We start from the raw sequence: 25,565 nt of genomic DNA on the forward strand, positions 1-25,565 counted from the left end.
ATGCTGCTGCGATCCCGCATCCTGCTTCTCTTCGCCCTCGCCATGGCGCTGGTCGCCGCTTCCGTCGCCATGCCCGCCTGGCTGGTGCTGCGCGATGGGGAGGATCGTGCCGCGGCGCTGCGCGCCGGGCTGCAATCCGCCACGCTGAACGACGCGGTGGAGCGCGCCGCAGCGCCGCTGGTGTCCTCCCTCCGCCAGGCGGCGGCGGATGAGGCGCTGCTGGCGGCGCGCGCGGCGCATGACGAATCCGCGCTGCGCCAGCGGCTGGCGGCGCTGCGGGCGGAGATGGGGCTGGAAGGCCCCGCCGCGCGGATCGACCTGGTGGGGCCGCAGGGCCAGCTGCTGGCGGCGGCGCCTGCCATGGCGGACCCGCTGGCCAGCGGCGCTTCCGCCCTGCAGCGCGACCTGCCGCGGGACGCCATCTCCGCGCGGTTCGAGGCGATGGCCGATGGGCCGATGCTGCTGGTCGTCAGCCTGCGCGGCGGCAATGGTGACCTGCTTTCGGCCAGCATGGCGGCGGAAGCGGCGCTGGACCGCGTGGCGCGGCAGATGGGGGCGGAGCTGCTGCTGCGGGACCGGCGCGGCAATGCCGTCTTCGCCACCAGCCCGGCGCTGCGCGATGGCGCGGCCACGCTGCGGGAAGGCCAGTCCGTCGCGCTCGGCGGGCGCATCGTGCGCGTGGAGGCCACGGCGCTCGACAATTCCGCCGGCGCGCGCGTGGGCCAGGTGCTGGTGCTGGCGGATGCGACGGCGGAGACGCAATCCCGCCAGCTGCTGCTGCTGCTGGCGGGCGCGCTGCTGGTGGTGGCCGCCGCCGTGACCTGCGGGCTGCTCTACCGCGTCATCCGCGACGCGATCGATCCGCTGAGCGAACTCGCCCGCGCGCTGCAGGCGGTGGCGGGGGGCGACATCTTCGCCTCCGCCGCCATCGCCGCGCGGCGGGACGAGGTCGGCGCCATCCAGGCGGCGCTGGAGGCGCTGCGCAGCAACACCCTGGCGCTGGACCGGCTGCAGACGCGCAACCGCCTGTCGGCGCTGCGCGAACGCGCGCTGATCGGGCAGGAGATCGCCCGCCTGACCGCCGTGCTGGACGGGCCGGAGCGGCAGGAGATCCTGGGCCTGCTGGAGGGCGAGGGCGCCGCGCTCGGCCCCGCCTTCACGCGGCTGTCGGGCCATGTGGTGCAGCAGCACCAGGCGATGGCGACGCTGCTGGAGGAGCGGACGCGCGACCTGGCCCTGGTGCGCCAGGCGCTGGAGGAACGCACCCAGCTCAACCGGATGCGGGAGGAGCTGGATGTCGCGCGGCGCCTGCAGCTGTCCTCCGTGCCCACCAGCTTCCCGAAGCGTCCCGATTTCCGCCTGCATGCCGCGATGGTGCCGGCGAAGGAAGTGGGCGGGGATTTCTGCGACTTCGTGATGCTGGACAAGAACCGCCTGGCGCTGCTGATCGGCGATGCCTCCGGCAAGGGCGTGCATGCCGCCATCTTCATCGCCATGGCGCGCAGCCTGCTGCGCGCCGCCATCGGCCGCGGCGCGAGCCCGGCGGAGGCGCTGGCGCAGGCCAATGACGTGCTGTCCACCGACAACCCGACGATGATGTTCGCCACCGTCTTCGCCGCCGTGCTGGATTGCCGCACGGGGCTGCTGACCTACGCCAATGCCGGCCACAACCCGCCCCGCCGCCGCGGCGCGATGGGGGAGGCGGAGCTGCCGGTGGCGCGCGGCATCGCACTCGGCGTCATGGACGGCATGGCGTTCGAGGACCAGCAGGTCACGCTGGATGCCGGCGACATGGTGCTGATGTTCACCGATGGCGTGACGGAAGCGGTGGCGCCGGGCGACATCCTGTTCGGCGATGACCGCCTGGCCGCGATCGTGGCCGACCCCGCGCTGGAAGCGCCCGCGCAGCTGGTGGAAGCGGTGGCGCGGCAGGTGGAGCAATTCGCGGATACCGAGCCGCAGGCGGATGACATCACCATGCTGGCGCTGCACTGGCGCGGCACGGCCGCCGCGATGCCGGCGGCGCCCGCCACGGCGGCGCTGGCCTGCGCGTAGCGCGGCGCACGGGGCGCGTAGCGCGTAGCGCGTAGCGCGGGGATGGCCGGCGCTTAACCGGCACGCAACCCGCGGCCCCGTATCATCCGGATGCCCGCAGGATGCGGTGCATGCCAGGACGCCCGGGGTCATGACGGCCAGGGTGCCCCCATCGCTTCCATCCTGACAGGGAATCCGCATCAATGAATGCCGTCACCAAGCCCGCCTTCGTGGAGCTGGACGACAACATGCTGGCCGCCGTCGTCGGTGGCAGTGGCGCCGTGCAGTCGAGCACCCAGGCCGGCGACGGGCAGGAGGATGATGTCGAATACGGCGTCGCCATCACCGGGCCCGTCGTGAAGTCGGGCAGCGCCGGCGTCGGCACCATGAAGTCGGTGTCCACCGAGATCGGCGGCGTGCAGGTGAATGGCGCGGCCGGCGCCTTCGCGGGCGGCAGCTACGAGGTGACGATGACCGGTGTCGGCGCCTCCGCCGGCGCGGGTGCCTTCGCCACCATCAGCGGCAGCAAGACGGAGGGCAACGTCACCACCACCGTCACGGCGGAAGTCGCCTCCGGCGTCATGGTGGGGGCGCAGGTGGGCGCGACGGGCGTCGCCGTCTCCGGTGTCGCGGGCATCGGCGGCACGGTCAGCGTGACGGTGGAGACGGAGCACAAGCTCGGCGCCGGCGTCACCGCCACCACGGGCACGACGGTGGAGGCCGGCGTGAAGGCGGGCGTGGAGGGCCAGCTGGCCTATGGCGTCACCGGCGTGAAGGCGGATGCGGGCGTCATGGCCGGCGCCTACTACTCCGTGACCGCGGAAGCGACCATCGGCACCAAGGAAGCCTCCGGCACCGCCTCCGCCGGCTATGTCGATCTGGGTTCCGCCGGCGTGGGCCTGAACGGCACCGCGGCGCTGGACAAGGGCAAGATCACGCTCGGCATCGGCGGCGAGGCCGCGGTGGGCATCGGCGGCCTGAATGCGGGCATGAGCGTGAGCGTGGACACCAAGGCCGTGGCCGATGCCGCGGAGAAGGGCGCGATGGCGACCGGCGACGCCGCCATCAAGGCCGCGGCGGAAGCGAAGGCGCTGGCCGACAAGGTCGCCGCCGACAAGGCGGCCGCGGAAGCCAAGGCGCAGGCCGAGAAGGCCGCGGCCGAAGCCAAGGCGCAGGCCGAGAGGGCGGCCGCCGAGGCGCGTGCCCAGGCCGAGAAGGCCGCGGCCGATGCCGCCAAGGCCGCGCAGGATGCGGCGAACAAGGCCAAGAGCACGGCCAAGAGCGTGGGCAGGAAGATCCGGCGCCTGTTCCGCTGATCCGCGACGGGGCGCGGCCTTCGCGGCCGCGCCCTGTCCGCCATCGCCTTGTCGCTGCACCCCGCGCGCGGAACCACGCCCATGGAAAACCCCGGCAAGACCCCGCTGTTCCGGGCGGAGGCCGTCGCCTCCGCCACCTCCGTCACCACGGTGGACGATGCGCTGGAGGTGGTGCCGCCGCCGCTGCGCATCCTCTGGGGCGTGCTGGGCGCGCTGACCATCGGCCTGATCGGCTGGTCCGCGGTGACGAACGTGCCGGTGAAGATCAACGGCCAGGGCATCCTGCTCTCGGCCGGCGGCCTCACCGACATCGTCTCCGACACCGAGGGGCGGGTGGTGGAGTTCACCGCGCGGCCCGGTGACCTGGTCACGGCCGGCAGCGTCGTCGCCGTGGTGGACCAGGCGGAGCTTCGCCTGCAGCTGGCGGCGGCGGAGGGCGAATTGCGGGATGCGGAGACGGCGCGCAGCGAGATGCGCCGCTTCCAGGACCGCGAGCAGGCCGCCGACCGCGCCTGGCGCGCGGCGCGGGACGAGGGGTTGGCGCGCAGCCTGCGCGCCGCGCAGGACCGCCTGCGCCTGCTGACGGAACGCGAAGGCGTGGTGCGGGACCTCGCGGACCGGTCGCTCGCGACGCGGGATCGCGCCATCGGCGCGCAGATCGAGCTGTTCGGCGTGCGCGACCAGATCGAATCGCTGCAGAATGAGCGCCGCGTGCTGGAGATGGACGCGATGATGCGCCAGACCCAGCGGGAGCGCGACCTGCTGGCGGCCGACCAGCGCGTGGCGACGGCGGAGCGCCAGGTGACGACGCTCGGCGAGCGGATCCAGCGCATGGGCGCCGTGCGGTCGCCCTTCGATGGCCGCGTGGTGGAGACGAAGGCGAATGTCGGCCAGGTGGTCAGCCGCGGCGGGCCGCTGCTGACGCTGGTGCGCAGCGACAGCGATGCGGGTTCCGGCCCGCTGGTCGGCCTGGTCTATGTCGGCGCGCAGGATGGCAAGAAGCTGCAGCCGGGCATGACCGTCGATCTCTCCCCGGCCACGGCGCCGTCGCAGGAATACGGCTTCCTGCGCGGCCGCGTGGTGCGCGTGGCGGATACGCCGGCCAGCAGCGCGGGCATGCTGCGCACGCTGCAGAACGATGCGCTGGTGTCCGAATTCCAGCGCAACCAGCGCACGCTGTTCGAGGTGAACATCGCGCTGGAGCAGGATGCGCGCGGCCGCCATGTCTGGTCCGGCGGCAGCGGCCCCGCCTTCTCGATCGAGGGCGGCACGCCGACCGCCATGCAGGCGACGGTGCGCCAGGTGCGCATGATCGCGCTCGGCCTGCCCGCGCTGCAGCGCTGGCTGGGCGAGGATGTGCGCGTGCCCGGCGAAGCCGCCGCGCCCGCCGCCGCCACCACCACCGTGGCGCAGCGGTGACGCCGATGCGCACGCCGACCATCCTGCAGGTGGAGGCGGCGGAATGCGGCGCCGCGGCGCTCGGCATCATCGCCGCGCATCACGGGTTGTGGCTGACGCTGGAGGATCTGCGCGCGCGCTGCGGCGTCTCCCGCGATGGCAGCAAGGCGCAGCACATCGTGGCCGCGGCGCGGGAGCTGGGCTTCGAGGTCCGCGCCGTGCGCTGCGAGCCGGAGGCGCTGGAGCAGGCCGATTGCCCCGCCATCCTGCATTGGGGCATGGACCATTTCCTGGTGCTGGAAGGCCGGCGCGGCGGGCAGTGGTGCGTCAACGACCCGGCGCGCGGCCGCCGCCGCGTGGATGACCGCGAATTGCGCCGCCAGTTCAGCGGCGTGCTGCTGATGATGAAGCCCGGCCCCGCCTTCGAACGCGGCGGCAGCGCGCCGAGCGCGCTGCGCGGCCTGGCGGACCGGCTGAAGGGCGGCAGCGCCGCGGTCTGGCTCGCCATCGGGATCAGCCTGATGCTGGCGGTGCCGGGCGTGCTGCAGCCGAGCTTCCGGCAGGTCTTCCTCGACCGCATCATGTCGGCGGGCGTCATCGCCTGGCTCTGGCCCATCGTGCTGGTGGTGATGGGCGCGGGGCTTTTCGCCGCGCTCTGCACCTGGATGCAGAAGACGCTGCAGCACAACCTCGAAACCCGCGTCGCGGTGCGCGGCGGGATCGAGTTCATGGAGCGCGTGCTGCGGCTGCCGCTGTCCTTCTACGGGCAGCGCGGCGCGGCGGGGATCGCGGACCGCGTCATGCTGAACGACCGCGTCGCCGGCACGGTGGCGCGGGAGATCGGCGGCACCATGCTCGCCCTCGTCATGGCGGTCACCTACCTCGCGGTGCTGGTGCTATTCGACTGGCGGCTCGGCCTGGTCTCCGCGCTCGGCGCCGCGACGCTCGGCCTCGCGCTGCTCGCGCTCTCCGCCCGGCTGCGGGAGGACCAGCAGCGGCTGCTGAACGAGCAGGGGCTGGAGGAGGCGGAGGCCAAGCAGGGGCTGCGCATGATCGACAGCTATCGCGCCAGCGGGACGGAGGCGCTGCTGTTCGACCGGCTGACGGCGCGGCGCGCAAGGGCGCTGAACCTGCGGCAATCCCTGATGCTGGGCCGCGCGGCGCTGAAGCACCTGCCGGGGCTGGTGACCACCATCGCGGCGGCGGCGGCCATCGGCGTGGGCGGCGGGCTGATCATCGACGGGCAGATGTCGATCGGCGCGCTGGTCGCCTTCCTGTTCCTGCAATCCGCCTTCCTGGCGCCGGTCGGGCGGCTGGTGCAGCTCGGCCCCCGGCTGCAGGAAGCGGGCGCCAATCTCCGCCTGCTGGACGACACGCTGCGCCACCCGCTGGCGGAGGAATTCGTGAAGTCCCCGCCCGCGCCGCGGCTGATCCGGCGCCTGGCCGGCAAGGTGGAGCTGCGCGACGTTACCTTCGGGCATTCGCGCCGCGCGGCGCCGCTGATCACCGGCGTGTCGCTGACCATCGAGGCGGGCGAGCGCGTCGGCATCGTCGGCGCCTCGGGGTCCGGCAAATCGACGCTGGCGCTGCTGGCGGCGGGGCTGCACGAGCCCTGGTCGGGCCAGGTGCTGCTGGACGACAGGCCGATCCGCGACATCCCCCGCGCCGTGCTGCGGCAGAGCGTGCAGGTGGTGGACCAGAACGGCTTCCTGTTCACCGGCACGGTGCGCGACAACATCGCGATGTGGGACCCGACGGTGTCGGAGGAACGGCTGCACGCCGCGGCGCGCGACGCCGTCATCCACGACTTCATCCTGGACCGGCGAGAGGGCTACGCCTTCCCGGTGGCGGGCGGCGGGCTGAACTTGTCGGGCGGCCAGCGCGCGCGGATCGAGATCGCCCGCGCCCTGGTGCAGGACCCGCGCATCCTGGTCTTCGACGAGGCGACGGCCGCGCTGGATGACGAGACGGAGGCGGAGCTGCTGTCCAACCTCCGCCGCCGCGGCGCCACCATGCTGATCGTCGCGCATCGCTTGGCGCCGCTGCGCGACTGCGACCGCGTGGTGGTGATGGAGCGCGGCCGGATCGTGGAGATGGGTCCGCCCGGGGAACTGGCGGCGCGCCGCGGCGCCTTCGCGCGGCTGATGCTGCAGGAGGCCTGATCGTGATGGATACGCTGACCTCCACCCTGCCGCTCGATCCGGTGGATCGCCGCTTCCAGCAGCCGCCGCGCAGCCTGGCGGAACCCGGCGCCTTCTGGGTGCTGGAGGGGGGCGAGGCCGACCTCTTCGCCGCCGTGGCGGGGCTGGAGGACGATGTCGCGCCGCCCGGCCCCTACCTCTTCGTCGGGCGGCTGGAGGCCGGCAGCCTCGTCGTCGGCCATGCGCCCGACATCGAATGCCTGGTGATCCGGCCGGGCGCGGGCGCCATGCTGCGCCGCCTGCCGCAGCCCGCCGCGCTGGGCGGGTCTGAGGCGGTGCTGGAGGCGATGCAGGGCTGGGCCGGGATGCTGGCCCAGGGGCTCGGCGCGCGGCTCTGGCGGCCTTCCAACATCGACCGCGTGGCGCGGCCGGGGCGCGTGCTGCAGCTGGCGGACCGGCAATCCGCCACCACGCGGGGCAGCGGCGCCTGGCTGCGGCTGCCGGCGCAGGGCGCCATGCTGCTGGGGCTGGAGCCCGTCTCCGGCCTGATGCCGCTGCCGCCGCAGGGCTGGATCGTCGCCGGTTCGGCCTTCGAGGCGCCGGTCTTCGCGGGGGTGGCGCCGGAGGCGATGGAGGAGGCGGCGGCCGGCATCGCCGCCTTCACCGATGCCTGCGTCGCCATGCTGCCCGGGCTGCGCAGCCTGGCGGAGATCGACGAGAGCGGGCGGCTGGAACAGCGCGCGCGGCAGGACCGGGAGGCCGAGGGCCGCACCGCCGGCATCGCCGCCGCGCTGCTGCACGCGCCGGCGCCGCCCGATGCCGAGGCGGCCGGCGATGCGGCGGCGGAGCCGCTGTTCCTGGCCATGGTGGCGGTCGCCAAGGCGGCCGGGCTGCGCCCGCGCATCACGCGGCCGACGCGGCTGCGGGAACAGGACATCGACACGCCGCCGACCATGGAGGAGATCGCGCGTGCCTCCGGCCTGCGGCTGCGGCAGGTGGCGCTGCCGGCGGATTGGTGGAAGCGCGACCTCGGCCCGCTGCTGGGGCAGGAGGAGGGGGGCGAGGCGGTGGCGCTGCTGCGCCGTGGCGGCGGCTATGTGGTGGAACGGCCCGGCGCCGCGCCGCGCGCCGTGACGGCCGCCGTGGCGGCCGCGCTGGTGCCGCGCGCCTGGACGCTGATCGAGCCGCTGCCCGACCAGCCGCTGGCCTGGCCGCAGCTGCAGAACTTCGTCACCCCGCAGGGGCCGGACAAGGCGCTGGCGCTTGGCGCGGCCATCATCGGCGCCTTCCTCGGCCTCGGCATGCCGGTGGCCATGTCCTTCGCCACCGGCTCCCTCATCCCCGGCGGCAACCGCTTCGGGCTGGTGGAGCTGGGCATCGCGCTGGCCTGTGTCGGGCTGGCGAATTTCGTCGTGCAGATGGCGGGCGACATCGCCAAGCACCGCATGACGGCGGCCATGGAGGCGCCGCTGCACGCCGCGCTGTGGGACCGGCTGCTGCGGCTGCCCATCCCGGTGCTGCGGCGGCACAACCCCTCCGAACTCGCCTCCCGCCTCGGCGTCGCGCTGGCGGTGCCGCTGGGGCGCAAGACCTACCGGCTGGCGGTGATCGGCGGCGTGGCGACCCTGGTCACGGCCATGGCGGCGCTCTTCGCCTATATCCCGCTGGCCGCCGTGGTGGCGCTGCCGCTGGTGCTGGCGCAGCTCGGCCTGTCCATCACCGCGGGGTTCCTGAAGACGCGCGCCCATGCGGCGCGGCTGGCGCAGACCGGGGCGGCGGATGCGCTGGCGATCGAGGCGGTGGGCGGCATCACCAAGCTGCGCCTGGCCGGGGGCGAGCAGCGGCTGCTGGCGCGCTGGGCGGAACGCTTCATGGCGCTGCGCGGCAGCAAGCTGGCGGAGGAGCATGTGGAGACCTGGCATGCCGCGGCTTCCGCCTGCCTGACCTTCATCGCGCTCGGCCTGCTGTTCCTGGTCTTCGCCTCGGGCGATCCCGGTGCCAAGCCGGCGGTGGTCGGCTTCCTGATGGCCTTCATGATCGCCCATGGCGCGGCGGCCGGGCTGGGCGCCGCCTTCATCGGCTTCCACCCCGTGCACGCCATGCGGGACTTCGCCGCGCCCCTGATGCAGTCCCTGCCGGAAGCGACGGCGGGGCGGATCGACCCCGGGCGCCTGTCCGGGCGCATCGAATTGTCCAACGTCGCCTTCGCCTATGAAGGGGCGGAGCAGCCGGTGTTCCGCGGCCTGTCGATGGAGATCGAGCCCGGCGAATGCGTCGCCATCATCGGCCGCTCCGGCTGCGGCAAATCGACGCTGGTGCGGCTGCTGCTGGGGCTGGAGCGCCCGCATTTCGGCGCCGTGGCCTATGACGGGCAGGACCTCGCCTCGCTCGACCTCGGCCTGCTGCGGCGGCGGATCGGCACGGTGATGCAGGGGGCGACGCTGCCGCCCGGCGCGCTGATCGACACGCTGCGCGGCTTCAGCGACGCGAGCGAGGCGCAGATCTGGCAGGCGCTGGAAGGGGCCGCGATCGCGGAGGATGTGCGGGCCATGCCGCTCGGCCTGCGCACGCCGATCGCCGATGCGGCGCAGGTGCTGTCGGGCGGGCAGGTGCAGCGGCTGCTGCTGGCCCGCGCGCTGGTGAACCGGCCGGACGTGCTGGTGCTGGACGAGGCGACCAGCGCGCTGGACCCCGCGACCCAGGCGGTGACGACGCGCACCGTGGCCGCCATGACCTGCACGCGGATCGTCATCGCGCACCGGCTGGAGACGATCCGCGGCGCCGACCGCATCCTGGTGATCGAGGATGGGCGCGTCGCCCATGCCGGCACCTTCGCGGAGCTGGCCGAGGCGGGGGTGATCGAGGCGGGGTAGGCGCCAGGCGGCCGGGGCCGCGAGTCAGTCCAAGCGCGCGGTCAGCGGGCGTCCGGATAATCCCGCGCCGGGCGCGGCCGGAAGGGCGGCAGGGACCAGCCGCGCCACAGGGCCACGCCGCGCAGCCCGAAGCCGATGGCGATGCCGGCCGTCAGCGCCACGTCGCGCGGCAGCGGCGCCAGCCGCAGCGTGACATAGGCGGCGGCGGCGGCCATGGCGGCGGTGATGTAGATCTCCTTCCGCAGGATCAGCGGCAATTCGTTGCAGACCACGTCGCGGATGATGCCGCCCGCCGTCGCCGTGACGGCGCCGAGCAGCACGGCGGCCCAGGGGTTGGCGCCGGCGATCAGCGCGATCTCCGCCCCCAGCACGGCATAGAGGGCGAGGCCCACCGCATCCGCCCAGAGCAGCGCCTTGAAGCGGCTTTCCACCCGGTGGGCGAAGAAGAAGACCAGGATGGCGGTGGCCGCCGCGATGGCCGGCAGCTCCGGCGCCTTCAGCCAGAAGATCGGCGTGCGGCCCAGCAGCAGGTCCCGCACCGTGCCGCCGCCGAAGCCGGTGATGACGCCGATCAGCACGAAGCCCACGATGTCCATCTGCTTCCGGCTGGCGACCAGCGCGCCGGAAGCGGCGAAGACGGCGATGCCCAGCAGGTCGAGGACCCGCAGCGCCGTGTCGAAGCTGCCCAAGCGCCTATTCCGCCGCCACGGGCATGGCGCGGGCGCGCATCGCCGCGCCCTGGGCGCTGCCCATGCAGAACAGCGACGCCACCAGCAGCGCGGCCGCCAGCGGGAAGACCAGCCAGGCGAGGCCGAGGTCGATCAGCCAGCCGAAGGGCACCGGCGTGATGGCGCCACCCAGCGGCAGGCCGGAGGAGACGAAGCCGAAGACCTTGCCCATCTGGCCGGGTGGGATGGCGTTCTTCAGCATCACGTCGCGCGGCGTGCGCGACGACCCCATCAGCAGGCCGGAGGCGGCGGCGACCGCCGGCAGCAGCCATTCCGGCATCGGCACCAGGCCGAGCGAGAGCAGCAGCGCGGCGGAGGCGATGGTGGTGGACACCACGAAGACCAGGTGGCGCGTGGATTTGTCCGCGAACCAGCCGCCCACCAGCGTGCCGCCCGTGGCGCCCACCATGTAGGCCGTCAGCGCGAGGGAGGCGACCGCCACCGGCGTGCCCCAGAGCTTGCCCAGCACCGTGATGGACCAGGCCTGGATGGCGCTGCCCGCCATGGAGGAGAGCAGGAAGAAGGCGAAGAACAGCAGGATGGGGCGGGAGAGCAGCAATTCCCGCCCGCCGGGCCCGGCCTTGCGGTCCTTGGGCTTCGCCTGGTCCTTCAGGATGCGCCCTTGCCACAGGATGGCCAGCACCACCGGCACGCCGGCCAGGCCCAGCAGCAGCAGCACCATGCGCCAATCCATCACCAGCAGCATGGCCGCCACCACCGGCGGGCCGGCGGCGAAGCCGAGATTGCCGGTGAAGGTGTGCATGGCGAAGGCGCGGCCGATGCGGGACGGGTGGATGGAGGCGCCGAGGATGGCATAGTCCGCGGGGTGGATCACGGAATTGCCGACGCCGGACAGGATCGCCAGCAGCAGGATGGCCCAGTAGCCCGGCGCGAAGGCCATGGCGGCGATGGAGAGCGCCATCAGCAGCACGCCGCCCAGCAGGAAGGGCATGGCGCCATGCCGGTCCACCAGGAAGCCCACCGGCGTCTGCAGCGCCGCCGTGACGGCCGCCATCAGCGCGACCGCGAGGCCGAGCGTGGCGAAGGAGACGCCGAATTCCGCCTGCCACACCAGGAAGAGCGGCGGCAGGCAGAGCATGTAGAAATGGCTGAGGAAGTGGCCCGTGCCGATCAGCGCCAGGACCCGGGCATCGTGATGGGGGTGGTCGGCGGCGTCGGCCTGCATGCGGGGTGGCTCCGGGTCTCGCGCGCCACGCTGCGCCGCGCCCCCGCGCGCGGTCAATCGCCACGCGCGCAGGGCTGCCCCTACTCCCGCAGGCTGTCGCGGATCAGCCCGACCAGCGGCGCCACCACCTGGCTGCGGCCGGTCTCGTCGCCGAAGACCGCCATCTCCACCACGCCGAGCGGCGGCAGGCCCGGCACCTCCCGCAGCCCGGGGGGGAAGCCGCTGCGGCCGAGCACGGTCAGCGCGAAGCCCGCCTGGGCGGCGGCGGCCAGGCCCAGCAGGCTGTCGCAGGTGAAGACGGCCTCGAACCCCAGCCCCGCCCGCGCCAGGGCGGCCAGGGCGCGTTCGCGGAACATGCAGCCTTCCGGCAGCAGGGCGAGCGGCAGGGGCCGCCCCCCCGGCGGCTGCCAGTCCGGCGCCGCGGCCCAGACCACCGTCTCCGTCCAGATGGCGACGCCGGCCGTCTCCCCATCCCGCCGCTTGCCCAGCACCAGGTCGAGCCCGCCGCGCGCCTGCTTGGCGCGGAGTTCGTGGCTGCGGCCCACCTCCACCTCCAGCCGCACCTCGGGATAGGTGGTGGCGAAGCGGGCCAGCATGGGGGCCAGGCTGCGGGGGACGAAATGATCGGCGACGCCAAGCCGCAGCCTGCCCGCGACGGGGGGCGCCACCAGGCGGCGCACGGCCTCGTCATTCAGGGCCAGCATGCGGCGCGCATAGGCCAGCAGCGTCTCCCCCTCCCGCGTCAGGGCCACGCGGCGGCTGGTGCGCTGGAAGACGGGGCGGCGGACCAGATCCTCCAGCCGCTTGATCTTGAGCGAGACGGCGGATTGGGTCAGGCCGAGCGCGGTGCCGGCCGCGGTGAAGCCGCCCTGCTCCGCCACCGTGACGAAGCAGCGCAGCAGGTCGAGGTCGAGGTCCGGTATCCGCATTCCCTTCAATATCGCCAATGGATCCGGGGCGATCAATGAAGGGCGCGCATGAAAAAGGGCGCGGCAGGTTGCCCCGCCGCGCCCCTCACCGATCGCCGGGGCGATCAGATCTCCTCGTCGTAGCCGCCGCCGCCGGCGTCCTCGTAGCCGCCATTGTCATAGGCCTGGGCGTCGTCGCCATAGGTGGGCGCGTCGCTGGCCGCGGCACCCGGATCCGTCCAGGGGGAGGCGCCCGCCGCATCGCCGGCCGTGGGGGCCGCCGCCTGCGCCGCGCCGCCGCCGAAGGCGGACATCAGCGCATTGCCCAGCATCAGGCCGCCCGCGACGCCGACCGCCGTCATCATCGCGGTGCCGAGGAAGCCGCGGCCGCCGCCCTGCTGCATGGCGGCCGGGTTGTAGCCCGGCGGATACTGCGGCTGCGGGCGGGGCGGCATCGGCGCGGGGCGCGCGCCGCCGCCGAACATGCCGCCGAACATGCCGCGGTTCTGCGCCGCCTGGCCCTGGCGCTGGGCGTTCTCCAGCTCCCACTCCAGCTGCTGGATGCGGTTCTGCATCTCGACCAGCGCGTGCTCCTGCACGAAGGCGGTCTGGGTGATGCGGTAGCGCGCTTCCGGGTAGCGGTTGAACAGGTCCGCGATCAGCGCATCGGCTTCCCGGTCCACCGGGGGCAGCGGCGGGGTGGCCTGCTGCTGCTGGCCGCCGAACGCGCCCCAGGGCGAGGCCGGGCGCGCCGGCGCCGCGTTCGCCGCGCCGCTCACCCGCTCCACATAGCCGGTGATGATCCGGCGTTCCTCGTCCGTCATGTCTCTCTCGTTCCCTGTCAGGAAGGCCGGCCGCGGGGCGGTCCGGGCGGGCGGGGTGGGGCCGGCGGGTTGCCCGCTTCACCTTACCGGCATGTAACCTGCCGCCGAAGGTGGCCCAGCGGGGGCCCGTTTTCAAGCGGGGGAGGGCGTATCGAAGCGTGACGGTTCAGGGACCGATCCGGGCCGGCAGGCCGAGCCGCCGCCATTCGATCGCGGGGCAGCGATCCATCACCACCGTGAGCCCCGCCGCCCGTGCCCGTGCCGCCGCCGCTTCGTCCACCACGCCGAGCTGCAGCCAGACGGAGCGGGCGCCGAGGGCGATCGCCTCATCCACCACGGCGCCGGCTTCCGCGCTGCGGCGGAAGATGTCCACCATGTCGAGCGGCGCGGCATCGGCCAGGCGGGCGGCCACCGGGCGGCCCTGGATCGCCTGGCCCGGCAGGGTCGGGTTCACCGGCGTCGCCTCATAGCCCCGCGCCAGCAGGAAGCCGAGGACGCCGTGGCTCGGCCGGTCGGGCCGGTCGGAGGCGCCGACCACGGCGATGCGCCGGGTCTTCAGCAGCAGGTCGCGGATGGTGTCGTCGGTCGTCGTCATGGCGGTGTTCTGCGCCCTTCGCCGCGGGCCGGGAAGGGTGGCCGCGAAGCGGATGAAACAATGCCGCGATTGCCCGGTTTCCGCCGCGCGCGGAATGATGCCGCATGCGCCTGCTCCTGCTCCTCGCCGCCCTGCTGCTTGCCACCCCGGCTGCCGCGCAGCCGCGCCCGGCACCCGATGTCGCCGGCGGGCGGGACCATCCGCTGGTCGGGCGCTACGAGGGGTCCTTCATCCGCCACTACCGCGCGCGGGACTATGACGAGTTCCGCATGATCAACCGCCCCGTCTTCGGCCGCGACACGCGGGAGACGGGGTCGCGCGTGAATGACCGCAATTCCACCCCCGTCTCCGGCCGCGCCTTCCGGCTTCGCTATGAGGGGCCGGAGGGGCGATCGCCGCTCGAGGTCATGCGCAACCACCAGGAGAAGCTGGCGGCGGGCGGCTTCGAGACGATCTTCGCCTGCCGCGCCCAGGAATGCGGCGACCGGTCCGATTTCTGGTTCGCGGTGGTGGAGGGCGTACAGGGCCCGGGGCCGGGCCTGGCGCCGGGCTGGGAGAACCAGCTCTACACGCTGGCCAGGCTGGCGCGGCCGGAGGGCGATGTGCATGTCGCGATCCTGGCGGTGGCGCAGGGGCAGCGGACGCAGGTGCTGGTGGATGTGGTGGAAAGCCGGCCGATGCAGGGCGGGCGCATCACCTTCGTCGATGCCTCCGCCATGCAGCAGGCGGTGGAGCGCACGGGGCGCGTCGCGCTCTATGGCATCCAGTTCGGCTTCGACAGCGCGGAGATCCTGCCCGCGTCCCGCCCGACGCTGGAGGAGATCGCGAAGTTCCTGCGCGCCAACCCCGCGATGAACGTCGTCGTCGCCGGGCATACGGATGGCCAGGGCGCCTTCGACTACAACGTCGCGCTTTCCACCCGCCGTGCCCAGGCGGTGGTGGCGGCGCTGACGCGGGACTGGGGCATCGCGGGCGGGCGGCTCACGCCCTTCGGCGCCGGCATGGCGGCGCCGGTCGCGAGCAACGACAATGATGCGGGCCGGCAGCAGAACCGGCGCGTGGAGATCGTGAAGCGGTAGCCCTTCCCTCGCCCGGCAATCGGTTGCACGCTTCCCGTACCGATCCGAGAGGGAGCGTCATGAGCCTGGTCGTCGAACACCTTGAGGGCACGGATTTCCAGAAATCCCGCGCCTTCTCCCCCGCCGTCATCACCTCCGGCGGCCGCACCGTCTGGCTCTCCGGCCAGACCGCGACGCAGGACCTGGACGGCAACGACATCAACTGGGATTTCGAGAAGCAGGTGCGCACCTGCTACGCGCTGATCGACCGCACGCTGCGGCGCGCGGGCGGCGACCTGTCGAGCCTCGTCTGGACCACGGTCTATATCCTCGACCCCCGCCATGGCGACCAGTTGGTGAAGCTGCGGGCGGAGCATTTCCCGGGGGGCAGATTCCCGTGCAGCGCGCTGCTGACGGTCAGCGCCTTTGCGCGGCCGGGCATCGTGGTGGAGATCCAGGGCATCGGGGTGGTGCCATGAACCGCCGCGCCCTTCTGCTGGCTGCGCCGGCGCTGGTGATGGCCGGCGCGGCGCGCGCGCAATCCTTCCCGGCGCGCCCCATCCGCATCATCGTCACCATCGGCGCGGGATCGGCCGCCGATATCCTGACGCGCGCGCTGGCGGATGAACTCGGGCGGCGGCTTGGCCAATCCGTGGTGGTGGAGAACCGGCCCGGCGCCGGCGGCAACATCGCGGGCGAGGTGGTGAAGCGCGCCGATCCGGATGGCCACACGCTGCTGATGGCGACGGTCTCCACGCATGGCATCAACCCAGCGCTGTATCGCACGATGCCCTTCGATCCGGTGGCGGATTTCGCGCCGATCACCCTGGCGGCGACGAGCCCCAATGTGCTGGTGGTGCATCCCGACAGCCCCTATCGCACGGTGCAGGACATCGTCGCCGCGGCGCGGGCCAGGCCGGGGGAGCTGACCTACTCCTCCGGCGGGTCGGGCACGTCGCAGCATCTCGGCGGCGCGGTGCTGGAACAGATGACGGGCACGCGGCTGACGCATGTGCCCTTCCGATCGGCGCCGGAGAGCATCAATGCGGTGCTCGGCCAGCAGACCACGATGACCTTCGCCTCCGTGCCCGCGGCGCTCGGCATGGCGCAGGGGGGGCGGCTGCGGCCGATCGGGCTGTCGGGGCTGCGGCCGATGGCGAGCTGGCCGGAGGTGAAGCCGCTGGCGGAGCTTGGCCTGCCGGGCTTCGACGTCACGGCCTGGTTCGGGCTGGTGGCGCCGGCGCGGACGCCGGCCCCGGTCATCGAGCAGATCAACGCGGCGACGCGCGCGGCGCTGGAGGTGCCGGCGGTGCGGGAGAGGCTGGCGGGGCAGGGGATGCAGGTGCTCGACGGCGGGCCGGCGGAGTTCGGTGCCTTCATCCGCAGCGAGATCGCGCGCTGGGCGCCGATCGTGCGGGCGAGTGGGGCGACGGCGGATTGATCTGTCCGAAGGGGGAGCGCTGCTCCCCCTTCAACTGATGATGGTCCAGGGGGCTCTGCCCCCTGGCGGATGGGGTCCGGGGAAGGCAGCGCCTTCCCCGAATTCTACCGCGCGGCCGGCCGCAACTCCGTCGCCATCGTCCGCTCGTCGTTCCGCGCATTGTAGGTGTAGCCCCGCCGCGCGGCCCAGATGTTCACCTGGTGGTGCAGCGGGATGATGGCGAGGTCCTCCATCGCGATGCGCGTGGCCTGCTGGTACAGCGGCTCCCGCGCTGCCGGGTCCAGCGTCTGCAGCGCCTGCGCCAGCACCTGGTCGAGGCGGGGGCTGGAATAGCCGCTGCGGTTCACGGCGCCCCAGCCGCGGCTGGGTTCGTTCGTCGCGATCAGGGATTGCAGCGGGCTGTCGGGCTCCCCCGTGCCGGTGCCCCAGCCCAGCAGCCCCACGCTGAACTCGTTGCGCGCGGCACGGCCGAAGAAGGTGGCGGAGGGCTGCGCCTCCACCCGCACGCGAAGCCCCGCCCGCGTCCAGCCCTGCGCGATCGCCTGCAGCACGCGGTCATCATTGATGTAGCGATCGTTCGGCCCACCAAGGACGATCTGGAAGCCCTGCGGATAGCCGGCCTCCGCCAGCAGGCGCCGCGCGCGTTCGGGGTCGAAGGGATCGGGGCGCAGCGCTGGGTCGTGCCCCATCACGCCGGCCGGCAGCAGCTGCCCCGACGCCACGGCCTGGCCGTTCATCACCGCGCGCACGATGCCGTCCCGGTTGATGGCGAGCGAGAGGGCGCGGCGCACCCGCACATCCCGCAGCGGGTTGTCGATGGCATTGCCCGCGAGGTCCGTGACCCCCGGCGTGCGCTCCCGCGCCTGGTCCACATAGAGGTAGATGTTGCGCACGCCGGGGATGGAGAAGACGGCGAGGTTCGCATCCCGCGACAGCCCCGCGACCTCATCCGTCGGCACCTGGTCGATCAGGTGCACATCGCCCGCGCGCAGCGCCGCGACGCGCGACGCCGTGTTGGTGATCAGCAGGAAATTGACGCGCTCCCACGGTTCCTTCGCGCCGTCATACTCGTCGTTGCGCGTCAGCTCGAAGCGGCTGCCCGGCGTCCATGACCGGAAGCGATAGGGCCCGGTGCCGATGGCGGCGCGGCCATTGTTGAAGTCGGCGGTGGAGGAATCGCGATCGCTGCCACGCACCAGCATCAGCCCCGCCATCTGGTTCGGCAGAAGCGGATGGGGCCCGTCGGTGTGCAGGCGCAGCGTGTGCGGGTCCACGATCTCCACGCGGTTGATGCGCCGCGTGTAGATGGTGAAGCGCCCGGGGCTGTTCGGCACATTGGCGACGCGGTGGATGTTGGGTTCGAAATCCGCCGCGGTGAAGGGCGTGCCGTCATGCCAGCGCGCGGTCCGCCGCAGCGTGAATTCCCAGGTGGTCTGGTCGATGGCGCGCCAGGCCGTGGCCAGTTCCGGCTTCAGGCCGAGCTTCTCATCCTGCCCGACCAGCGCCTGGTAGATGTGCTGGTGGATGGCGACGTTGCTGGTCAGCGCATGGAAATGCGGATCGACGGAGGTGACGGCCGCGCCATAGCCGATCCGCACCTCCTGCGCCGCCACCGGCAGGGCGAGCATCGCCGATGCCAATCCCGCAACCCACGTTCGACGCATCCTCATCGCCCCCGGTCCTTTCCCTGACGTCATCCGATGCTAGGCTTCGCGCAAGGGAAAACGGAAGGGCGGACCATGACGGATCGGCTGCTGGTGGTGGATGGGCTGGTCGTGACGATGGATGCGGATCGCCGCGTCATCGAAGGCGGCGCCGTGCTGATCGAGGCCGGCCGCATCGCCGCCATCGGCGACACCGCCGCCCTGCGCGCGCGCTTCCCCGGCGCGCCCGAACTCAGTGCCAAGGGCAAGGCCGTGCTGCCCGGCCTGATCGACGCCCATGCGCATGCCGGTCACACGCTCGTGAAGACGCTCGGCGGCGGCGACAGCGCGAAATGGACGGAGGCGGTGGAGGCGATCTATCCCCGCGGTGCCACGCCCGCTTTCTGGGGCGCGGATGGCTCGCTCGCGGCGCTGGAACGGCTCAAGGCCGGCGTCACCACCAGCCTGTCGATCTTCGGCGCCTATGGATCGCGCACCGATGATCCCGCGCATGCGATGGCGCATGCGGCGGGCTATCGCCGCGTCGGCGTGCGGCACGTGATCTGCCCCGGCGCCTCGCCCCCGCCCTATCCCAACACCTTCTATCGCTGGGACGGCGACCGCCACGAAAGCGTCGCCGTCACGCTCGATCGCCAGTTGCAGGTCTGCGAGGAACTGACCGCCGCGCTGCATGACCGCGCGAACGCGATGAGCCGCGTCATGCTCTGCGCGCCCGTCGCCTTCTCCGGCCGCCCCGGCGTGACGCCGGAAGTCGCCGCGCAATACGACGACACCGCGAAGCAGGTGCGCGCGCTGTCGCGGCGGCTCGGCGTGGGCTTCACGCAGGATGGCCACAAGGGCGGGACGGTGCGCGCCGCGGCCGAAGCCGGGCTGCTCGGCCCCGACGCGCTGCTCTCCCACTGCATCGACCTGCACGAGGATGAGATCGCCCTCATCGCCGAATCAGGCACCAAGGTCGCGCACAACCCCTCCGCCAATTTCTCCATCATCGGCCGCTGCCCGGCGATCGAGCTGATGGATGCCGGCGCCACCGTCGCCATCTGCTCCGACGGCACCGCGCCCGACCGCAGCTTCGACATGTTCCGCCACATGTTCCAGGCCATGCACTACCACCGCCGCCACTTCCGCGACGCCAAGATCCTGCCGCCCGGCAAGGCGCTGGAGATGATCACCTGCGACGCCGCCGCCGCGCTCGGCATGGGCGACGAGGTCGGCAGCCTGGAAGTCGGCAAGCGCGCGGACATCGCCATCATCGACCTCCGCAAGCCGCATCTCTGGCCCGGCGACATGCCGCTCTATCGCCTCGTCTGCTTCGCGGTGGGCTCGGATGTGGACACCGTCATCGTCGGCGGGCGCATCGTCATGGCGGGACGCACCGTGCTGTCCGTCGATGAGGACAGCATCCTCGACGACGCGACACGGGAGATCGGGCTGGCGCTGGACCGCAGCGGCATGCGCCACATGGCCGTCACGCCGGAGAGCTTCTGGAAGAAGACGCGGTATCAGTAAGCGGGGGCGCCGCCCCCGTACCCCCGCCGGGGGGCGTGGCGCCCCCCGGACCCCGCCTTCAGTCGCGGGCGCGGTCCAGGGCGGCGCGCAAACGGCGGAGGACGGGCAGCACCATCTCGATCTCGGCGACGGACACGTCGCCGGCGACCGGGGCCACCGCCGCCTGCGCGATCGCGACCGCCTCCTCCCGCGCGGCACGGCCGGCCGGCGTAAGAAACACCAGCTTGCCGCGGCCATCCCGCGGATCGGGCTCCAGCCGTACCAGGCCCCGCGCCTCCAGCTTCTGGATCGTGTTGGTCATGGCGGGGCGCTCCACCTGCACGGCCCGCGCAATCCTCACCAGGCTGCGCCCATCGCCCATCCGCACCAGGTGGTTCAGCACCACGAAATGCGACACGCGCAGCCCCTCCGGCAACGCCCGCTCCAGCCTGTTGCGCGCGAGATGCTCGATGATCGAGACCTCGTTCAACAGGGCGAAGAGCGGCGGATCACTCACGCGCGGCGTATCCTTGTCTCGACCGGCCAACGCGGCGTCGCCGGCACCGCAGGACCATAGCCCAGCCGCCCGAGCATCTGCACCACGCCCCCACCCCCCAGCATCGCCCGCGCCTCCGCATAGGGGCCCGCCATCGCCGGAAACTCCTGCAGCGCCTGGCTGACAGGGTGCAGGGACAGGCCGAGCCCGGTGGCGGCCAGGTTGAGCCGCAGCCAGTCCCGCCCGGCCGCGAAAGCCTCCGCCCGGCTGTCGCCCGGGCTCGTCGTCCAGACATAGGCGGGGGTCGCGGCCAGCATGGCCTGGTAGCGCTCCACCATCATCCCGTAGCCCGGCCGGCCGGGCAGCATCGCCGCCCGCGTGACCTGGCCCGATGCGACCCCCTCCTCGATCCCGGGCCCGTAGAGGCTGATCCCGTCGGGCTGCGCGGCCACGGCGGCGGCGCCGAGCCGCATGAGGTCCACGCTCTCCCGATGCGCCGCCTCGTCCCGCGCCTCGACCAGCCAGGCGCGCCAGGCCAGGTCGCGGATGGCGGCGACGCGGGCGGGGTCGGTGGCGGCGCCGAAGCCGCTGGTCACGGCGGCCGCCAGCACCGCCAGCGCCGCCTCCGGCACCGGCCGCGCCATGTCGAAGGGCCGCTTCACCGAACGCCGCGCGGCGGCATGGGCGAAAAGCGGATCCGCCACGCCGCCCGGCGCCAGGCGGATCAGCGCGACCGGCCGTCCATCCAGCCTCGGCCGGGGCTCGCCTTCCGGAAACGGCGTCACCTCCGCGGCCAAGCCCTGCTGCGCGGCGGCCATGCGGAACAGCTCCACGAAGGCGCCGAGGCCGATGGTGATCTGCCGGTCGAAGGGGTCCGTCACCGGCAGCCGCCGGTCGAGGTCGCAGCGCAGCACCACCGTCCCCGGTGCCCCATCCGGCAGCTCCGCGATCCAGGGCTGCCGGTTGTGCGGGTTGGGCGCCAGCACCGCCCAGGCCAGGGCGCGCACCCGCGGGTCCGGATGCGCGGCGGCAAGCGGCGCGGCGGCCCAGGGGGCGGCCGGATCGCCGGCGGTCACGACCTGCCCCTGCGCGGTGCGGGACAGGGCAAGGCCGGCCAGGCCGGCGGAGAGCATCAGGCGACGGGGAAGGGGCATCGGGTTTTCTCCAGTATGTTCGACATCGAACAATATGGTTCGACGACGAACAAATGCAACTCTTTTCGCGCCGCTGTCGAAATCCGGCCCCCTTGCCCGTCATGCTGCCGGACGCGCCATTCCGCGCGCCGAGACAGGACAGGCCCCGCCATGAAGGTCACGATGCTGATCCACGAAGCGCCCGAGGATGTCGCCGCGCGCACCGACCCCGCCCGCGCGCCCGCCTATTGGGGCGCCTGGAAGGCCTATGCCGATGCCCTGGCGCAGACCGGCTTCGTCCAGGGTGGCGCCGGGCTGCAGGGGCCGGAGACGGCGACGCTCATCCACGGCGACCGCGTGCTCGATGGCCCCTACAGCGAAACGCGCGAGCAGCTCGGCGGCTATTTCACGCTGGAGGTCCCGGACCTGGAGACGGCGAAGGCCTGGGCCGCGCGCTGCCCCGCCGCGGCGCTCGGCACCATTGAGCTGCGCCCCCATCTCGTCATGATGGGCTGAGGCGCAGCAGGAAGTCGCGCACCGCGGGGTCCGTCGCCAACCCCGCGGCGCGCAGCCGGGCCGCCTCGGCCTCCGCCGCCTCGCCGGCGCGGGCCGCGAGCGCGGCCATGGCCGCCCAGAAGGGCTGGTAGCCCACGAGCCGCCCATCGGCGCCCAGCGCCCGCAGCGCCGCCAGCCCCGCCGCCACGCCCTCGGCCTCCGCCAGCGCCACGGCGCGGTTCAGGGCCACCACGGGGCTGCCGGTCGCGGCCAGCAGCGCGTCGTAGAGCAGCAGGATGGATGGCCAGTCGGTGCGGCCCGTCACCCGCCGCGCGGCGTGCACGGATTGCACCGCGGCTTCCCACTGGAAGCGGCCTGGCGCGCCCAGCGCGAAGGCCCGGCGCAGCAGCGCCTCCGCCTCCGCCTGCATCGCCCCGTCCCAGGCGCTGACATCCTGGTCCGAGAGGGGCACGTAGCGGCCGGCGCCGTTGCGCGCCGCCGGGCGCCGCGCTTCCAGGTGCAGCAGCAGCGCGGCGAGCCCTGCCGCCTCCGCCTGGTCGGGTGCCAGCGCGGCGGCGATGCGGGCCAGCCACAGCGCTTCCCCGGCCAGGGCGCCGCCATCGGCCTGGTCCTGCGCGCCGGCGGCATAGGCGGCGTAGATCGCGTCCAGCACCGCGGGCAGCCGCGCCGCCACCCCCTCCCGCCCCGGCAGGGCGAAGCGGGCGCCGCTGGCGGCGATGCGCCGCTTCGCCCGCACCAGGCGCTGGCCCATGGCGGCGGGGGAGACCAGGAAGGCGGAGGCGATGCGCGCGGCATCCAGACCCAGCACCACCTGCAGCATCAGCGGCGCCTGCGCCGCGCGCTCCACCTCCGGCGCCGCGCAGGCCAGCAGCAGCGCCAGGCGGTGGTCCGGGATGGCGTCGGGCTCGGGCTCCTCCGCCAGCAGTGCGGCGTGGCGCAGCGTGGGCTCCGCCGCGCTGGCGGTGGCGCGGCGGCGATGGCCGTCCAGCAGCCGGCGCCGCGCCGCGGTCAGCAGCCAGGCTTCCGGACGGTCCGGCACGCCGTCCCGCGGCCAGGTGGCCAGCGCGGCGGCGAAGGCATCGGCCAGCGCATCCTCCGCCTGCGCGATGTCCCGCCCCCGCGCCGCCAGCCAGGCCAGCAGCCGGCCATAGCTGTCCCGCGCCGCGCGTTCGGCGGCGAGCGAGGCCGCGGTCACGCCATCACGGGCCTGGCCTCCACCACCCCATGGCCGGCGCCGGGGCAGCGCGCGGCCCAGCGCAGCGCGGTGGCCATGTCCGGCACCTCGATCAGGTAGTAGCCGCCCAGTTGCTCCCGCGTCTCGGCATAGGGGCCGTCCAGCACCTGCGGCGCGCCATCCACCAGCCGCACGGTATGCGCCGTGGCGGCCGGCATCAGCCGGTTGGCGTTCACCAGCGCGCCGGCGGCGCGCAGCGCCTCCGTATAGGCGCCATAGGCCGCCATGGCGGCGTTGCGCTCGGCCTCCTTCATGCGGGGCCAGGCGGTCTCATCGGCATGGATCAGCAGCATCACCTGCATGGCGGTCTTCCCATCCTCGTCGCGGCGCCCGGTCGGCGCCGGCATGATGACGCGGGGGGAGGCGCCGTTTCGACAGGGGCTAGGTCGATTTCCCGTCGCGCTTCGCGCCATCCAGAAGGGCGCGGCGGCGCGCTTCCTCCCGCCGGTCGTTCAGCTTCTCCGCCCCCGTGCGGCCATGCTTCACGCGATTGGCCGCGGCCTCCGCCGCTTCCTCCCGCTTCCGCGCCGCCTTCCGGGCCTTGTTGAGGTTGACGATCTCGGCCATGGGGGCAGGATACCGCGACGCAGGAACGGAAGAAACGCCATGATGATCGAGCTGACCGCCGCCGACGGCCACCGCTTCGCCGCCTACAAGGCCGGCCCCGCCGATGCGAAGAAGGCGCTGGTGGTGGTGCAGGAGATCTTCGGCGTGAACCGCCACATGCGCCGCATCTGCGACGATTTCGCGAAGCAGGGCTACGCCGTCATCGCCCCCGCGCTGTTCGACCGCGTCGAGCGGGGGGTCGAGCTGGGCTACACCGGCGATGACGTGGCGCGCGGCCGCGACCTGCGTGCGAAGGTGCCGGCCGATGGCCCGATGCTGGATGTGGAGGCCGCCGCCGCCGCCCTGCCCGCGGGCGCCGCCAAGGGCATCGTCGGCTATTGCTGGGGCGGCACCGTCGCCTGGTGGGGCGCGACGCGCAGCACCAGCTTCAAGGCGGCCTGCGGCTGGTATGGCGGCGGCATCGCCGGCACGAAGGATGAGAAGCCGTCCTGCCCCGTCGAACTCCATTTCGGCAGCCTCGACGCCTCCATCCCGATGAGCGACGTGGAGGCGATCCGCGCCGCGCAGCCCGGCATCGCGATCTTCGTCTATGAGGGCGCGGGCCACGGCTTTGGCTGCGAGGACCGCGCCTCCTACAAGGCCGACGACGCGGCGGTGGCGGAGAAGCGGACGCTCGACTTCTTCGCGAAGCACCTGGGCTGACGCGGGTGGTCGGCTACTACGTCACCGCCGCCTGCTGCCTCTTCCTGCTGGTGATGATGCCGATCTGGTCCGGGCGGTCGGACCAGGCGACCTATCCCATCTGGGTCATCGCCCTGCTGGCCGTGGTGGTGGTGCTGGTGCCGGTCTTCATCCGCCGCCGGCGGCGGGAAGGCGCGGCGGCGCCGGGCGACCCCGGCGTCTCGATCGAGAACCGGGAGTGACCGGGGTGGCGGCGGCGTGACCGGCACGGGCCATCCGGCGCCCGCCTTCCCGGCCCCGCCGCGCGGCGCCATCGGGCCCTGAGGCCGCGGGCGGTGGGACCCCTTGCCTGGCTGGTCGCCCGTGCCAGCCGCATCCATGGCCGTCGCCAGCGCCGCCGGCCCCTGGCCGCCGGCCAGGCCATGCACCGGCTGGAGCCGGAGGATTACGCAAGCCCCTGGCGCCGGGTCGGCATGCAGGCCCTGATCCGCGCCCAGGCCCGGGCGGTCCCGCTGCCCGATGGCAGCGTGCTGTGCCGCGCGCTCGGCCGCTACCCGATGCTGGTGGATGGGCGGGACCTCGGCCTCTCCGCGCGGCTGATGCTGGATGGCTTCTGGGACTATGCCCTTGTCGCCTTCCTGGCGCGGACCCTGCGGCCGGGGCAGGTCGCCATCGATGTCGGCGCCAATCTCGGGCTGCTCACGCTGCTGATGGCCGACCTCCTGGGCCCCGAGGGCGCGGTGGTGGCGGTGGAGCCGAACCCGGCCCTCCTCGCGCTCGCGGCCCGCAGCCTGGCCCTGAACGGGCTGGCCGGCCGCGCCACGCTGCACCAGGCCGCCGCCAGCGACCGGGGCGGGGAGGTGCGGCGCCTCCGCCTCGACCCCGCCGACCCCAGGCATGGCCGCCTGCTGCCGCCCGGTACCGTGACGGGCCAGGACGGGATGGTGGAGGTCGAGGTGCCGACGCTGGCGCTCGATGACCTCGTGCCGGGCGCCGTGGATGTGGTGACGATCGACGTGCAGGGGGCGGAGGAGGCGGTGTGGGAGGGCATGCAGGCCCTGCTGGACCGCAGCCCCGACATCCTGGTGCTGATGGAATTCAGCCCCGCGCGCCTCGGCGATGGCGCCGGCCTGCTGCAGGCCATCGCCGCCCGCTTCCTGCTGCGGGAATTGCGGGCCGACACCCGCGTGGCCCCGGTGCGGCTGGAGGCCGTGCTGGCCCGGCCCGGCGACACCCGGCTGGTGCTGACCCGCCGCGCGCGGATCTGAGGGCGGCCCGGCCCCG

At 73.5% G+C, this 25,565-nt stretch carries 24 protein-coding genes; 13 read left to right on the forward strand and 11 right to left on the reverse strand.

Annotated elements, in window-relative coordinates; translation table 11 throughout:
• From JJI54_RS08995 to JJI54_RS09015, 5 genes are all read left to right on the forward strand, one after another.
• Positions 1–2,055 carry a PP2C family protein-serine/threonine phosphatase gene (locus JJI54_RS08995; RefSeq protein ID WP_203072625.1) on the forward strand — a complete coding sequence of 685 codons (2,055 nt, stop codon included), beginning with the start codon at positions 1–3 and terminating at the stop codon, positions 2,053–2,055.
• Between the two features lie 182 nt (positions 2,056–2,237).
• Positions 2,238–3,350: a hypothetical protein gene (locus JJI54_RS09000; RefSeq protein WP_203072626.1), complete on the forward strand. Its 1,113-nt coding sequence runs from the start codon at positions 2,238–2,240 to the stop codon at positions 3,348–3,350.
• A gap of 81 nt (positions 3,351–3,431) precedes the next feature.
• A complete protein-coding gene (locus JJI54_RS09005) occupies positions 3,432–4,769 on the forward strand; it encodes an NHLP bacteriocin system secretion protein (RefSeq protein WP_203072627.1) in 1,338 nt (445 codons plus the stop codon).
• A gap of 5 nt (positions 4,770–4,774) precedes the next feature.
• Positions 4,775–6,910 carry a cysteine peptidase family C39 domain-containing protein gene (locus JJI54_RS09010; protein WP_203072628.1) on the forward strand — a complete coding sequence of 712 codons (2,136 nt, stop codon included), beginning with the start codon at positions 4,775–4,777 and terminating at the stop codon, positions 6,908–6,910.
• Positions 6,911–6,915: 5 nt separating this feature from the next.
• On the forward strand, positions 6,916–9,762 hold the full coding sequence (locus tag JJI54_RS09015) for an ATP-binding cassette domain-containing protein (RefSeq protein WP_226381635.1): 2,847 nt from the start codon (positions 6,916–6,918) through the stop codon (positions 9,760–9,762).
• Between the two features lie 41 nt (positions 9,763–9,803).
• On the opposite strand, the gene JJI54_RS09020 is transcribed toward JJI54_RS09015, so the two are convergent.
• From JJI54_RS09020 to JJI54_RS09040, 5 genes are all read right to left on the reverse strand, one after another.
• Positions 9,804–10,451: a trimeric intracellular cation channel family protein gene (locus JJI54_RS09020; RefSeq protein WP_226381575.1), complete on the reverse strand. Its 648-nt coding sequence runs from the start codon at positions 10,449–10,451 to the stop codon at positions 9,804–9,806.
• A 4-nt stretch (positions 10,452–10,455) separates the two neighbouring features.
• The gene (locus JJI54_RS09025; RefSeq protein ID WP_203072630.1) at positions 10,456–11,676 is read right to left on the reverse strand and encodes an MFS transporter; all 1,221 of its coding nucleotides are present in this window, start codon (positions 11,674–11,676) and stop codon (positions 10,456–10,458) included.
• Between the two features lie 80 nt (positions 11,677–11,756).
• Complete coding sequence (locus tag JJI54_RS09030; RefSeq protein WP_203072631.1) at positions 11,757–12,605, reverse strand: LysR family transcriptional regulator; 849 nt, start codon at positions 12,603–12,605, stop codon at positions 11,757–11,759.
• Between the two features lie 104 nt (positions 12,606–12,709).
• Positions 12,710–13,408 (reverse strand): DUF2076 domain-containing protein, encoded by a 699-nt coding sequence (locus JJI54_RS09035; RefSeq protein ID WP_203072632.1) that lies wholly within the window; start codon positions 13,406–13,408, stop codon positions 12,710–12,712.
• A 166-nt stretch (positions 13,409–13,574) separates the two neighbouring features.
• Entirely contained in the window at positions 13,575–14,003 is a 429-nt protein-coding gene (locus JJI54_RS09040; RefSeq protein ID WP_203072633.1) for a CoA-binding protein, read from the reverse strand.
• Between the two features lie 104 nt (positions 14,004–14,107).
• Between JJI54_RS09040 and JJI54_RS09045 the strand changes: the two genes are divergently transcribed.
• Genes JJI54_RS09045 through JJI54_RS09055 form a run of 3 tightly spaced genes read left to right on the forward strand, consistent with a single transcriptional unit; the run spans position 14,108 to position 16,502 of the window.
• Positions 14,108–15,082, forward strand: a complete 975-nt coding sequence (locus JJI54_RS09045; protein ID WP_203072634.1) for an OmpA family protein — start codon at positions 14,108–14,110, stop codon at positions 15,080–15,082.
• Between the two features lie 59 nt (positions 15,083–15,141).
• On the forward strand, positions 15,142–15,540 hold the full coding sequence (locus JJI54_RS09050) for a RidA family protein (RefSeq protein WP_203072635.1): 399 nt from the start codon (positions 15,142–15,144) through the stop codon (positions 15,538–15,540).
• Positions 15,537–16,502 carry a Bug family tripartite tricarboxylate transporter substrate binding protein gene (locus tag JJI54_RS09055; protein ID WP_203072636.1) on the forward strand — a complete coding sequence of 322 codons (966 nt, stop codon included), beginning with the start codon at positions 15,537–15,539 and terminating at the stop codon, positions 16,500–16,502. The genes JJI54_RS09050 and JJI54_RS09055 overlap by 4 nt, the downstream gene beginning before the upstream one ends.
• A 104-nt stretch (positions 16,503–16,606) precedes the next feature.
• On the opposite strand, the gene JJI54_RS09060 is transcribed toward JJI54_RS09055, so the two are convergent.
• The gene (locus JJI54_RS09060; RefSeq protein ID WP_203072637.1) at positions 16,607–18,130 is read right to left on the reverse strand and encodes an ABC transporter substrate-binding protein; all 1,524 of its coding nucleotides are present in this window, start codon (positions 18,128–18,130) and stop codon (positions 16,607–16,609) included.
• 111 nt (positions 18,131–18,241) lie between these two features.
• On the opposite strand from JJI54_RS09060, the gene JJI54_RS09065 reads away from it, so the two are divergent.
• On the forward strand, positions 18,242–19,675 hold the full coding sequence (locus JJI54_RS09065) for an amidohydrolase family protein (protein WP_203072638.1): 1,434 nt from the start codon (positions 18,242–18,244) through the stop codon (positions 19,673–19,675).
• A 58-nt stretch (positions 19,676–19,733) separates the two neighbouring features.
• Here JJI54_RS09065 and JJI54_RS09070 read toward each other — a convergent pair whose 3' ends face one another.
• Together JJI54_RS09070 and JJI54_RS09075 are read right to left on the reverse strand one after the other, a co-directional pair.
• Positions 19,734–20,171: a MarR family winged helix-turn-helix transcriptional regulator gene (locus tag JJI54_RS09070; protein ID WP_203072639.1), complete on the reverse strand. Its 438-nt coding sequence runs from the start codon at positions 20,169–20,171 to the stop codon at positions 19,734–19,736.
• On the reverse strand, positions 20,168–21,304 hold the full coding sequence (locus JJI54_RS09075; protein WP_203072640.1) for an Acg family FMN-binding oxidoreductase: 1,137 nt from the start codon (positions 21,302–21,304) through the stop codon (positions 20,168–20,170). Before JJI54_RS09075 ends, JJI54_RS09070 begins: the two co-directional genes overlap by 4 nt.
• Positions 21,305–21,454: 150 nt before the next feature.
• Between JJI54_RS09075 and JJI54_RS09080 the strand changes: the two genes are divergently transcribed.
• Entirely contained in the window at positions 21,455–21,799 is a 345-nt protein-coding gene (locus tag JJI54_RS09080) for a YciI family protein (protein ID WP_203072641.1), read from the forward strand.
• Here JJI54_RS09080 and JJI54_RS09085 read toward each other — a convergent pair.
• From JJI54_RS09085 to JJI54_RS09095, 3 genes are read right to left on the reverse strand one after another with little or no spacing between them, the layout of a single operon-like run.
• Positions 21,786–22,994, reverse strand: a complete 1,209-nt coding sequence (locus tag JJI54_RS09085) for a DUF6596 domain-containing protein (protein WP_203072642.1) — start codon at positions 22,992–22,994, stop codon at positions 21,786–21,788. The genes JJI54_RS09080 and JJI54_RS09085 overlap by 14 nt on opposite strands.
• On the reverse strand, positions 22,991–23,380 hold the full coding sequence (locus JJI54_RS09090; RefSeq protein ID WP_226381577.1) for a YciI family protein: 390 nt from the start codon (positions 23,378–23,380) through the stop codon (positions 22,991–22,993). The genes JJI54_RS09085 and JJI54_RS09090 overlap by 4 nt, the downstream gene beginning before the upstream one ends.
• Before the next feature lie 34 nt (positions 23,381–23,414).
• Positions 23,415–23,600 (reverse strand): DUF4169 family protein, encoded by a 186-nt coding sequence (locus JJI54_RS09095; protein WP_203072643.1) that lies wholly within the window; start codon positions 23,598–23,600, stop codon positions 23,415–23,417.
• Positions 23,601–23,639: 39 nt separating this feature from the next.
• Between JJI54_RS09095 and JJI54_RS09100 the strand changes: the two genes are divergently transcribed.
• The 3 genes from JJI54_RS09100 to JJI54_RS09110 all read left to right on the forward strand — a co-directional run bounded on the left by JJI54_RS09100 (position 23,640) and on the right by JJI54_RS09110 (position 25,549).
• Complete coding sequence (locus JJI54_RS09100) at positions 23,640–24,302, forward strand: dienelactone hydrolase family protein (protein WP_203072644.1); 663 nt, start codon at positions 23,640–23,642, stop codon at positions 24,300–24,302.
• Positions 24,303–24,307: 5 nt separating this feature from the next.
• Positions 24,308–24,523 carry a hypothetical protein gene (locus JJI54_RS09105; RefSeq protein ID WP_203072645.1) on the forward strand — a complete coding sequence of 72 codons (216 nt, stop codon included), beginning with the start codon at positions 24,308–24,310 and terminating at the stop codon, positions 24,521–24,523.
• Positions 24,524–24,616: 93 nt separating this feature from the next.
• A complete protein-coding gene (locus tag JJI54_RS09110) occupies positions 24,617–25,549 on the forward strand; it encodes an FkbM family methyltransferase (protein WP_203072646.1) in 933 nt (310 codons plus the stop codon).
• Positions 25,550–25,565 lie beyond the last annotated feature (16 nt).

Source organism: Falsiroseomonas ponticola (assembly GCF_016805305.1).
GTDB classification, from domain to species: Bacteria; Pseudomonadota; Alphaproteobacteria; order Acetobacterales; family Acetobacteraceae; genus Falsiroseomonas; species Falsiroseomonas ponticola.

Excerpts from the sequence above, each read along its gene's own strand:
- JJI54_RS09010 (WP_203072628.1), top strand. The coding sequence starts at position 4,775 with ATGCGCACGCCGACCATCCTGCAGGTGGAGGCGGCGGAATGCGGCGCC.
- JJI54_RS09080 (WP_203072641.1), top strand. The coding sequence starts at position 21,455 with ATGAAGGTCACGATGCTGATCCACGAAGCGCCCGAGGATGTCGCCGCG.
- JJI54_RS09045 (WP_203072634.1), top strand. The coding sequence starts at position 14,108 with ATGCGCCTGCTCCTGCTCCTCGCCGCCCTGCTGCTTGCCACCCCGGCT.
- JJI54_RS09000 (WP_203072626.1), top strand. The coding sequence starts at position 2,238 with ATGAATGCCGTCACCAAGCCCGCCTTCGTGGAGCTGGACGACAACATG.
- JJI54_RS09055 (WP_203072636.1), top strand. The coding sequence starts at position 15,537 with ATGAACCGCCGCGCCCTTCTGCTGGCTGCGCCGGCGCTGGTGATGGCC.
- JJI54_RS09075 (WP_203072640.1), bottom strand. The coding sequence starts at position 21,304 with ATGCCCCTTCCCCGTCGCCTGATGCTCTCCGCCGGCCTGGCCGGCCTT.
- JJI54_RS09060 (WP_203072637.1), bottom strand. The coding sequence starts at position 18,130 with ATGCTCGCCCTGCCGGTGGCGGCGCAGGAGGTGCGGATCGGCTATGGC.
- JJI54_RS09065 (WP_203072638.1), top strand. The coding sequence starts at position 18,242 with ATGACGGATCGGCTGCTGGTGGTGGATGGGCTGGTCGTGACGATGGAT.
- JJI54_RS09040 (WP_203072633.1), bottom strand. The coding sequence starts at position 14,003 with ATGACGACGACCGACGACACCATCCGCGACCTGCTGCTGAAGACCCGG.
- JJI54_RS09030 (WP_203072631.1), bottom strand. The coding sequence starts at position 12,605 with ATGCGGATACCGGACCTCGACCTCGACCTGCTGCGCTGCTTCGTCACG.
- JJI54_RS08995 (WP_203072625.1), top strand. The coding sequence starts at position 1 with ATGCTGCTGCGATCCCGCATCCTGCTTCTCTTCGCCCTCGCCATGGCG.
- JJI54_RS09015 (WP_226381635.1), top strand. The coding sequence starts at position 6,916 with ATGGATACGCTGACCTCCACCCTGCCGCTCGATCCGGTGGATCGCCGC.
- JJI54_RS09050 (WP_203072635.1), top strand. The coding sequence starts at position 15,142 with ATGAGCCTGGTCGTCGAACACCTTGAGGGCACGGATTTCCAGAAATCC.
- JJI54_RS09090 (WP_226381577.1), bottom strand. The coding sequence starts at position 23,380 with ATGCCGGCGCCGACCGGGCGCCGCGACGAGGATGGGAAGACCGCCATG.
- JJI54_RS09005 (WP_203072627.1), top strand. The coding sequence starts at position 3,432 with ATGGAAAACCCCGGCAAGACCCCGCTGTTCCGGGCGGAGGCCGTCGCC.
- JJI54_RS09035 (WP_203072632.1), bottom strand. The coding sequence starts at position 13,408 with ATGACGGACGAGGAACGCCGGATCATCACCGGCTATGTGGAGCGGGTG.
- JJI54_RS09025 (WP_203072630.1), bottom strand. The coding sequence starts at position 11,676 with ATGCAGGCCGACGCCGCCGACCACCCCCATCACGATGCCCGGGTCCTG.
- JJI54_RS09100 (WP_203072644.1), top strand. The coding sequence starts at position 23,640 with ATGATGATCGAGCTGACCGCCGCCGACGGCCACCGCTTCGCCGCCTAC.
- JJI54_RS09095 (WP_203072643.1), bottom strand. The coding sequence starts at position 23,600 with ATGGCCGAGATCGTCAACCTCAACAAGGCCCGGAAGGCGGCGCGGAAG.